This is a genomic window from Emticicia oligotrophica DSM 17448 (assembly GCF_000263195.1).
GTDB classification, from domain to species: Bacteria; Bacteroidota; Bacteroidia; order Cytophagales; family Spirosomataceae; genus Emticicia; species Emticicia oligotrophica.
Genome location: NC_018748.1, coordinates 3,225,930 through 3,237,253, shown reverse-complemented (window position 1 = coordinate 3,237,253; position 11,324 = coordinate 3,225,930). Strand labels below are relative to the sequence as shown.

The following is an 11,324-nucleotide window of genomic DNA, read 5'->3' as shown; positions in this document are numbered from 1 at the left end:
CTACTGTTATTGTCTCACTAACGTAACTGTTGTATTTCCCACACATCCACTGCCATCTTTCACATAAAAATTGTAGGTACCTGCTACTAAACCACTGAATACATTCGTACTGAAATAGTTAATCCCATCTCTACTATAACTGTAACTGCCCGTTCCTCCAGTTGCCGTTAAACTCACACTTCCATTGCTGTTGCCACAACTTGGTGAGGTCTGAATTCCTGTCAAACTAAGACTACTGTTATTACTTACTAATGTCAAGGTCATACTTCCTACACATCCACTGCCGTCTTTCACATAAAAAATTGTAGGTACCCGCTACTAAACCACTGAATACATTCGTACTGAAATAGTTAATTCCATCTCTACTATAACTGTAACTGCCCGTTCCGCCAGTTGCCGTTAAACTCACACTTCCATTGCTGTTACCACAGCTTGGTGAGGTCTGAATTCCTGTCAAACTAAGACTACTGTTATTACTTACTAATGTCAAGGTCATACTTCCTACACATCCACTGCCGTCTTTCACATAAAAAATTGTAGGTACCCGCTACTAAACCACTGAATACATTCGTACTGAAATAGTTAATCCCATCGCGGCTGTAACTGTAACTACCCGTTCCTCCAGTTGCCGTTAAACTCACACTTCCATTGCTGTTACCACAACTTGGTGAGGTCTGAATTCCTGTCAAACTAAGACTACTGTTATTGCTCACTAACGTAACTGTTGTATTTCCCACACATCCACTGCCATCTTTCACATAAAAATTGTAGGTACCTGCTACTAAACCACTGAATACATTCGTACTGAAATAGTTAATCCCATCTCTACTATAACTGTAACTGCCCGTTCCTCCAGTTGCCGTTAAACTCACACTTCCATTGCTGTTGCCACAACTTGGTGAGGTCTGAATTCCTGTCAAGCTAAGACTACTGTTATTACTTACTAATGTCAAGGTCATACTTCCTACACATCCACTGCCGTCTTTCACATAAAAATTGTAGGTTCCTGCTACTAAACCACTGAATACATTTGTACTGAAATAGTTAATCCCATCGCGGCTGTAACTATAACTACCCGTTCCGCCAGTTGCCGTTAAACTCACACTTCCATTGCCGTTGCCACAACTTGGTGAGGTCTGAGTCGCTACCAAGCTAATATTACTATCATTGCTCACTAACGTAACTGTTGTACTTCCCACACATCCGCTGCCATCTTTCACATAAAAATTGTAGGTACCCGCTACTAAACCACTGAATACATTCGTACTGAAATAGTTAACACCATCTCGACTTATAACTGTAACTGCCCGTTCCGCCAGTTGCCGTTAAACTCACACTTCCATTGCTGTTGCCACAACTTGGTGAGGTCTGAATTCCTGTCAAACTAAGACTACTGTTATTACTTACTAATGTCAACGTCATACTTCCCACACATCCACTGCCATCTTTCACATAAAAATTGTAGGTACCCGCTACTAAACCACTGAATATATTCGTACTGAAATAGTTAATCCCATCTCTACTATAACTGTAACTACCCGTTCCGCCAGTTGCCGTTAAACTCACACTTCCATTGCTGTTACCACAACTTGGTGACGTCTGAGTCGCTACCAAGCTAATATTACTATCATTGCTCACTAACGTAACTGTTGTATTTCCCACACATCCGATGCCGTCTCTTACATAAAAATTGTAGGTACCCGCCACTAAACCACTAAATATATTCGTACTGAAATAGTTAACACCATCTCGACTATAACTGTAACTACCCGTTCCGCCAGTTGCCGTTAAACTTACACTTCCATTGCTGTTACCACAGCTTGGTGAGGTCTGAATTCCTGTCAAAACAATTTCAGGGTAACGCTCTACAACAATTGGACAACATAAAGTCCCAGTACAACTCGAAGTACCCACACTTACGTCTGCTGTGTATGTGTAACTCCCTTCGCTTGTGATCGTGTAGCTCTGACTTGTAGCCCCTACTATTATTTCACCATTTCTATACCATTGATAATTGTTGTACCCTGACGTTGCTGATGCACTTATCTCTATCTGAGCTCCCGAACAATATCTATATGGTACACTTGTACAAGCAATTGCGATATCATCTTCTACCAACACATTGTTTTTAGGTTTACTATCAATATCTGTTTCATTCATCGCCGTTACTTCCGCGAAATTATTGAACACTCCAGAACTATTGACTTTTGCAGTGATATTTAAGGTAATCGGCGTCGAAAAGGCGGGAAAGTTATCTATCCTCCAAGTTATAATATTATTCAAGATACTAGTAGTTCCTATACTTGGAGATACATTTAATAGGGATAACTCAGAAGGTAGTATATCAGTTATTTCAAGACCAGAAATATTTGTTTGTCCTTCATTATTAAGAGTAAGCGTAAATGTAACATTACTACCAGTGGTTACATAAGAACCACTAGTGGTTTGAGAGAGAGAAACATCTGTTAAATCTGTCTCAAGTTTAGATAGAAGTCTTAGAATATTATTCCTTTTGTTTTTCTTTACTGCCAATCCAATAGCTTCGCTCTTAGCCTCGGCATTAATACCTCCAAAAATTAGTTGTACTGATAAAAAAACAAACAGTAAATGATGTATATAAAGATTCTTCATCCCAATATTATATTTATGCTTATCAAAATCAGATTTCTCTGATTTGATGAAGGATATTAACAGTTAGTTTACTTTTTTACATAAAAAGCCTAAACGAGTCTTTTATGTGATGATTGATAGTTGTGCTTATTTTGAAATAAGCAACCTTTTAGTTAGGTTTTCTGGCATTTTTTGTCGTTTTCTAAAACTCATAGTTAAAGCACAGCCTTGTATCCATTTTATATGGATACCACCTATCTTATTAAAAATTTAATTTTATTTTATTCTCTATCGAGAATTAACTTTCGACCAAAGAGTTTTTTTTCAGTTTTTACCCTCACTACTAAATTCTGGCTTGGTAATTCGGAAGGCACATGTAATATTTTCTCTTCTAAATCCTTTTTGTTAGTCTTTACTTCCATAATAATCCTTCCAGTTTCTGTACTAAGAATTAATGTCACGAGTTCTTCTTCACTTACTTCACTCAACGAAACTTTAAAATCATCTTTAGTTGTATTTGGAAACAACACTAAACCTGTATCCTCAAAATCTAAGAGTTCTTTCTTTTTATCCTTAGGGTTTACTGTTTTCTTAGAAGTTTCTTTATAATTTCCAAGATAAAAATCTCCAGCGATAGCATCATTTAAAGTATTTGAAAAATCCCCACCCTGCATCCCTGGTGCAGAGGAATTAGGATCTTCATTGTTATCAAATAAACGTACTTCTGATGATTTAATATTTTTAGGCAAAGAAAAACTAAACAATAGTGTCTCATTTCCCTCTACTAAATCAGTTTTAGCACCCATTGTTGCTACTCCATGATAATCATTTCGCTCATTCGCGAGTGGCTTATAAACCACAGAATTATCTTCCCAAGTCCCGCCATCTACATTTGAAATTCTTAATTTTTCATCAGCTACTTCTGAGGGTAACACTAAAGTTATTTGAGAGGGTCCTAATAGAAAATTTCGTTTTGAAAAATTTGGTTTTGCATAAACTTCATATCTATTGGAATTTGCACTGTGTTTCAAAGTAAGTTCAATCCCTCTTTGTGCATGTGCTATACTACTAATAGATAGTAGCATGGCTATTTTTCTAATTCCTTTCATTCCTTTTGATTTATAGATAAATTAATACTACTTAATTTTTACCGTCGTAACAGATAAACAAATGGGTTTACAAACACAAACACTTACAGGCAATGGATTTGATAAATCAAAACAGTTTCCAGTAATATTATTGTAGTTACCCCCTATAATTAAATTTGATACACTTTCGGTGTAACTAATAGCCAAAACATTATAAGTATTACTACCTGAAAGCCCTGAAAAAGTGGGTACAGAATTAATTTGTAGAATTGTGCCTGTTAAATCGGCGAGTATGTATTGTGTTGTTCCATTTGTTGGAGGAGTTGTTTGGGTTTTCACAGTAAAGCTTGAAGTAGTAAAATCACACTGTCCTGAATTTGTAGGAGGACAAATTCTTACAGTCAATGGATTTGAAAAATCACTACATGAAGCAGTTACAGCACTTAATGGAGAACCTACCGTTAATCCAGTAACTGTATTATCATTTACATAACTAAACGCATAGACATCATAAACCTTACTTTGTACAATTCCTGAAAAACTTGGGCTTGTTGAAATCTGAACAATTGCATTGGTGGTATGATCAACTAACAAATATTTCGTTAGAGCATTTTGAGGCAATGAGGCAGTTGTTCCAATATTAAAAGTTACACTTGAACTACTATAATCACACACTATCTGAGCATTTACCTCATAGGTACCAAACATAATAAAACACCCTAATAAAAACTTCTTAAATATATTTTTTCGATTTCTCATGAGATATAAAATTTTCAGGTGACAAATACTTAAGTTAAGTACCTTACTTAATTAATTCGGGTGCTACAATTGTACAGTTTGAACAAGTTGTTCCAGTATTATTATAGTTTACATTATATACATCCGTCACTAAGCCATTATCTATAGTATTCTTAAAATCTCCACCTTGCATACCACTTGCAGAGGACGATGGATCTGAATTATTTACAAAAAGGCGAACACCATTTCTACAAACGCCATCAGGAAAGGTAAAACTAAAAAGAAGTGTCTCTTGACCAGCAGTTAAGGAAACAGGCTGGCCTGAAGAAATCACCGAGTAAAAGTCGAGCGTTGATGCAGCAGCGGGTGCATATATTTTGTTAAAAGTTGACCAACCACCCGCATTAACTGAAGTTACATTGAGAGAAGCATCAGGTGTAGAAGCTGGCACTACAATAGATACTTGTGAATTACCCCAAGTAAAAGAATTACTTGTAAAAGTAGGTTTTGCATATACTTCATATCTATTAAGAGAAATATTCCACCGAACAGTCAGATCAATTGTTCCTTGTGCAAAGGAAGTGAGTGACAGAACTCCTAAAAAGGCTATAAAAAAAATCTTTTTCATATATTTATTAGTTTAAAAATGTTTTGAGTGATAAGTAAGCGGAGAAAACCCTCCACTTACTTATATAAATCATTTACTTAATCACGGGATTTGCTCTACCATAAAATCAAAGTTGTAAAGCTTGTTAGTAAAGTTATTTGGATATTTATTAATGATATTAAACAAAGTAAATGCAGTATCAGAGAATGTTCCGGCATACTTCACTTTTCCATCTAAGTTTATATCACCAATCATGTACACAGGGGTTACATAATCATAATTATAAAGCCCACCTGTATTCGCAGGGTACGTAATTACTTGCGATAAAACAGTTGCTGGGTCAGGTGAAGTACCAGAGTATTTCTCTTTATTATCAGTATTTCTTGTATTACCCGCCCATAAAGCCATTTTTCCATTACCAACTATAACTTCTTCCGAACCATTATAAGAACCAAGACTTCCATCTGTAAGCACTAGGCCACTATCCCATAATTGAGAAGCTGTCATGGTTGTAAAATCAACAACCGTTCCAGTAGCGGTCATTAAAATTGGACTGGCAGTCATTGCCCCTAAATGGTTTCTGTGTTTAATCGAAACATAGTAACTGGTACCAACTGCACCTGAGAATGTAACTGGTGTAAGCCCATCAGTTGCCTCAACAACATCACCATCTCTTTGAACCAACGCAGCTCTCGTTTTTAGGATAGTAGTTGGATTTGAGGCATCGCGAAGTTCAACAAATACCCAGTCTACAATGGCGTCTGAACCTGAATTTGTCAAGACTCCTGCACCAATAGATTGCCCACCTGCATCTGCAACTTTAGTGAATCTACTATTAGCCATTCCTGAGTAAGGTTCAATCGTTGGTAAAACGCCCAATGTTCGTAAATCATCTCGCATCAAATTATCAGTTGCACCACTCGGATTAAAAAATGCCCCTTGTAAGAATACTTTTAACTGTAATTTAACATCATTATTTACAATACATGAAGGAGGCGTGACTATTATAGTCTTTGGACTACAACCATTCTCAGTAACAGTTAAGGTTACACTACCAGTTAAGTTTACAAAACTTCCTGTACTCGATGTCACACTTGTACCCGAAACTACTGAATAATTGATATTATATGAACCATTGCCATTACAGCTTGTACTGTATGAGATTCCAACATCGCCGTCATTACAACTTGGAGTACCACAATTAGTAGGTGCTACAACAGTAATCACTTGACTACCGCATGAACTACTTGTCGATGTAGCTGTCAAAGTTACGTTTGTCAGTGATGAGACAGTCACCGTTCCACTAATAACACTTCCATTAACAAATGTTTGTTGGACACTTGCTCCACTACTTACGTTTAGTGTGCCATTTACTATCGTATATGATACGATATAACTACCTGTTCCAGTACAAACCGCCTGACCAACACTTAAACTCATTGGACTTGCACAATTTGATGTTGGACAATTCGGTGAATTCACATCAACCATACTTGTTGTGCCACAACCATTTGTTGAAGTCAAACGCACATTTGTACCACTTGGAACATTCAGTACACTTGTACCTGTGATACTACCTGCATTACTAGATACTACTCCATCGCTACTAAAAGTCACATTATATGTGCCATTCACATTACACGATATTGACTCGATTGTCAATAATGGTTTACTACACCCAATATTGATAGTTACCATTGCAGTGTCGCATACCATTGGGTTCGCTTTATCACAAATCTGATAAATAAACGAATCTGTCCCCGTTGTATTTGCATTTGGAGTATAAGAAATTGTTCCGTCAAGATTTATTACAAAACTACCTTTTGTAGGATACGAAATAATTGAAGGAGTACTTATCCTCGCTAAATCAGCTTGTGTACAGTCTGGATTTTTATCATTAGCTAATACATTAATAATTTTTGTAGAGCCATCAATTATTGTTACAACATCTGAATTAGCACATGGTTTTTGTATCACTGTGATAGAGGTTGTTGCACTATAGCATTTCGAAGCTGCATTGTAAAATGTTGCATAATAAGTTCCTTCTGATACTGCAGAAGAGGAAACAAGATTACTTGGCGATACAGGCAACGAAGAATGCCATTCAAGAGTGGTTCCTGCTGGTAAATTTCTTGACTTAATTTGGGTTAAATCTGCACTACAAATTGCACAATCAGTATAAACAATAGATTCACTAAATATTGGAGCGACACTTTGCGAAGCTGGCAATACTGTGCCACTTACACTATTAGAAATACAACCTCCTTGTGAAACATTAATGTTTGAATATACACCTTGAGTAAGACCTAAGATTAAATATGAAGTCGTTGTTGCATTAAAATTGATTGAGCTTTGTGCAACACCATTCTTCATATAATTTAAAGTGTAATTCAAACCCTGAGATAAGCCAGTAATCAATAGAGTACCATCATTCCCTGGCATACATGTTTGAGCATCAAATGCTATAACATCAATTATTGCACCTCCAGGATTCATTAACTGAGCACTTAAGGTATTAGAAATACAACCTCCATGCGTCAAGTTAATACCAGTATAATTACCCGCTAATAAACCAGATAATGTAAATGTCGATCCTGTTGCAGTAAATGAAATTGGTGTTTGTTGCACTCCATCTTTCAGGTAATTTAAAGTATAGTTTAATCCATTAGTTAGCCCACTAATAATGAAAGAACCATCATTCTTACCACATAGTGTTGGATTTGTAACTGTTCCTAAGGCTATAATATTAGCACCTGGATCTGTTAAGTTTTCCATTAAACTATTTGAAACGCAATTACCATTCGAAACTGTAATATTGCTATACAATCCTGCAGTTAGACCAGTAATCGTATAAGAACTGGTTGTTGCGGTATAACTAATAGGTGCTTGCAAAACTCCATTTTTCTTATATTTTATTGTGTATGTTGTTCCTGAAACCAAACCTGTTAAAATAATTGAACCATCATTAGCACCACAAGAACTTGGATTAGTAGATACTCCTAAAGCTAAAGCAACAGCAGCTGGATCGCTCAATACAGCAGAAATAGAATTAGAAAAACAACCAGCATTACTAACTTTAATATCGCTGTAATTTCCAGCAGTTAAACCACCAACTGTATAAGAAGTATTTACTGATGTAAAGGTAATTGGAGTCTGAATGAAACCATCCTTCAAATAATTCAACACATAAGTAGTATTCGGTGCTAATCCACTAACAGTAAATGTTCCGTCATAAGCCGAACATGCTGTCGGGTCTGACTTTACTCCCAAATGGATAGTTGCTTTAGTCGGTTCTACTAATTCAATGGATACTCCTGAGATTACTCCTGAAGTACAAGTACTTAGAACATCCGTAATATTAAAGTTATTATAAACTCCTGCAGATAAACCACTTAAAGTCACACACCCATTAGCATCAGCTGTATAAGTTAATGGATTTTGAGCATTATTGTTCTTATTAAAAGCAATAGAATAACTTCTTCCCGCAACTAAATTACAAACTTTTATCGTTCCCGTATTTCCATCACAAGCAGTAGGATCTGTTTTTGTAAAGTTATTACTATTTACTACAACAGATGGATTTACATTTACTACAACTGAAGTTGGCGAACTTTTACAAGCCCCATTTATACATATTCCATAATAAGTTGTTGTTGTTGTTGGATTTACTTGGCTACTCACAATGGTAGATAAATTAGCATCTGAGAACCATACCAATGTACCTGTAGAACAATTAGCAGATAGATTACTACTTGCTCCAGAGCAAATTGTATTCGGATTAGCAACTACAGAAGTAGGTGGCTGACAAATACTACATGTTGGAGGTGTTACATCAACATAATTTGGGCTACAACCTGGCTTCGTTACCGTAAGGGTTACGGTACCAGTTAAATTTACAAAACTATTAGTACTTGATGTTACGATTGTATTTGAAATTGATGTTGTAAAATTAATATTATATGTACCATCATTGTTACATACTGTACTGTAACTGATTCCTACACTACCATCTGTACAACTCGGTGTTACGCATGATGCTGGTGATGTTACTGTTACACTTTGTCCACTACACGTTGCTTCAGTTGGTGTTAAAGTCAATACAACATTAGTGCCAACAGGTATCCCAGACACTGAATTTCCTGATATCGTTCCTACACTACTTGTTACAGTACCATTTAATGCAGAAAAACTTACTGTATAAGTACCAGTACCTGTACATAAAGCATTGCCTACACTTAGGCTTGCAATTTGTGTACACGTTGCTGGGACAGGACAACTCGGTGCCGTAACTACCATTGATGTTACCTCGCCACAACTTGAAGTTGCAGTTAACGTCGAATTACCCGAACTCACAGTCAAAGTGTTACCACTAATCGTACCATTATTGGTTGTTACTGTGCCTTCACTGCTGAAAGTAACAGTATATGATGAACCAGTACATGTGATGTTTTGTACAGTTAATAATGGCTTAATACAAGCTGGTACCACATTTATGTGTAAAGTTGCTTTTGCACATGCTTGTGGTGTTCCATTATCACATGTTGTATATGGAATATCTACTGAACCTGTAAAACCATTTGCAGGAGTAAATGTATAAGTTCCATTTGAACTTAACGCTAAATTACCCCCTGCGGTTGGAATTGTTCCTGCTACCACTGTTTGTGTATTTCCCTCTGGATCTCCATCATTAATGCTTACATTACCATTGACTGGTGTATTTACAATAGCAACGATGAAATCATCAGATGCCACGGTAGTATTTGGAGAGTTCGTAGGTAATACAGTGAAAATCTGCTGAGCTGTACCACAGCTTGCTGGTACACCTGTATCACAAACCTTGTAAGTCAAAGTATCGCTTCCAACAAAACCTGGTGTAGGAATATAAGTAATATTTCCTGTTAACGGATCAACACTTGCTGTTCCATGTTTAGGTTGTTCTACTACACTTACACTCGATGGGCTCAAAGGTTCGGATGGATTTCCACCTACATCGTTAGCTAATGTCTTTACAATTACAGGATTATCAGCCAAAGTACTTGCAATATCTGGATTAACAATTGGACCATTTGCATTAGGTGTTTTTGGATCACTAACCGTTACTTTTAAAGGCACAGTAGGACAATCTACACTTACTCCGGCTGGACATACTGGAACTTCAAAATTATAATCGCCAGGAGTAGTACATGTAAATGTATAACTTCCATTGCTTGCCATTACTGGTACACAACTACTCGGATTATTTGATGCTGGTATTGGTGTCCCATAGGTAGTACCAGAAGGAACATTACTATCATTAGTGCTAACATTCCCATTTATTGGAATTCCAGGTTGTCCTACACTTAAATCAGGATTTAAAGTTTGACACGAACTAATTGTTACAACCACTCCACTACCTGATGGACTAAAACAGTTATTCACAGCATCATAATATGCTGGATAATATGTTCCTGAAGTACTTACATTTGATGGATCAACAACCATTGTTGAAGTAGATGGTGTACTTGAAGTAAACCATTTCAACGGAGCACCTCCTGTACTTGTTAATGGGCTTGCATGAGATGTCAAATCAACAGAAGTCGATGGACATACATTTGCTAACGTAACATTTGCACAAGTATTAATTGTGACTGTAATGGGTGCACCTACTGGACTAAAACAATTATTTACAGCATCGTAAAATGCTGCGTAATAATCACCATTTTCTGCAACCTGTGAAGGGTTACTTACTTGATTTGAGATATTAAGTGGTAATCCTTTTATCCAAACTAAAGTTGAACCAGCGGGTGGAGTTCCCGTAACATGGTTTGTCAAATCAACAAATGTTGTTGGACATGTATTAGTAAGCGGGATACCAGTGCAATTCACTAATACTCCTCTAATAACACTACTAGTGGGACTGTAACAAGGTGTACCTGTAGATACATCTTCATAGGCCGCATAGTAGTCTATTCCTGCTGAAGAAGCGGGTGCCTTTGTAGGATCACCGAGGTACTTATTACTCGACGTAGCAGGAGTGCCTGTATGCCATGTCAATGTTGTTCCTGTGGGATGATTATCTATTACGTGCTTAGTTAGGTCAATAGTTGTAGGACTTGAAATATTACTACAATCATTATTTACAACTATCTGTCCGTAAGAGTATATCCTCACAAAAATCAGAAACAGCACCAAAGCACTTTTCAATAGGCGAGCTATTTTGATATTTGTTGTCAAAGTATTCATATTCTTTCCATAATAAAAATTTAATGAACTAATAATCAATATATTATGAATTGTTCTAC

General features: G+C 36.6%; 8 protein-coding genes. All 8 read right to left on the bottom strand.

Going from position 1 to position 11,324, the window contains the following annotated elements:
* Positions 1-6 precede the first annotated feature (6 nt).
* Positions 7-294 carry a SprB repeat-containing protein gene (locus EMTOL_RS13450; RefSeq protein ID WP_015029848.1) on the bottom strand — a complete coding sequence of 96 codons (288 nt, stop codon included), beginning with the start codon at positions 292-294 and terminating at the stop codon, positions 7-9.
* Positions 242-526, bottom strand: coding sequence for a SprB repeat-containing protein (locus EMTOL_RS22125; RefSeq protein WP_015029847.1), 285 nt, complete (start codon positions 524-526; stop codon positions 242-244). The genes EMTOL_RS13450 and EMTOL_RS22125 overlap by 53 nt, the downstream gene beginning before the upstream one ends.
* Positions 474-1,220: a SprB repeat-containing protein gene (locus tag EMTOL_RS22450; protein ID WP_015029846.1), complete on the bottom strand. Its 747-nt coding sequence runs from the start codon at positions 1,218-1,220 to the stop codon at positions 474-476. Before EMTOL_RS22450 ends, EMTOL_RS22125 begins: the two co-directional genes overlap by 53 nt.
* A gap of 55 nt (positions 1,221-1,275) precedes the next feature.
* Positions 1,276-2,631, bottom strand: a complete 1,356-nt coding sequence (locus EMTOL_RS13440) for a DUF11 domain-containing protein (protein ID WP_015029845.1) — start codon at positions 2,629-2,631, stop codon at positions 1,276-1,278.
* Between the two features lie 260 nt (positions 2,632-2,891).
* Positions 2,892-3,719 (bottom strand): hypothetical protein, encoded by an 828-nt coding sequence (locus EMTOL_RS21830; RefSeq protein ID WP_015029844.1) that lies wholly within the window; start codon positions 3,717-3,719, stop codon positions 2,892-2,894.
* A gap of 27 nt (positions 3,720-3,746) precedes the next feature.
* Positions 3,747-4,457 carry a hypothetical protein gene (locus EMTOL_RS13430; protein ID WP_305953241.1) on the bottom strand — a complete coding sequence of 237 codons (711 nt, stop codon included), beginning with the start codon at positions 4,455-4,457 and terminating at the stop codon, positions 3,747-3,749.
* Between the two features lie 43 nt (positions 4,458-4,500).
* The gene (locus tag EMTOL_RS13425) at positions 4,501-5,064 is read right to left on the bottom strand and encodes a hypothetical protein (RefSeq protein ID WP_015029842.1); all 564 of its coding nucleotides are present in this window, start codon (positions 5,062-5,064) and stop codon (positions 4,501-4,503) included.
* Positions 5,065-5,145: 81 nt separating this feature from the next.
* Positions 5,146-11,265 (bottom strand): Ig-like domain-containing protein, encoded by a 6,120-nt coding sequence (locus EMTOL_RS13420; RefSeq protein WP_015029841.1) that lies wholly within the window; start codon positions 11,263-11,265, stop codon positions 5,146-5,148.
* Positions 11,266-11,324: the final 59 nt, after the last annotated feature.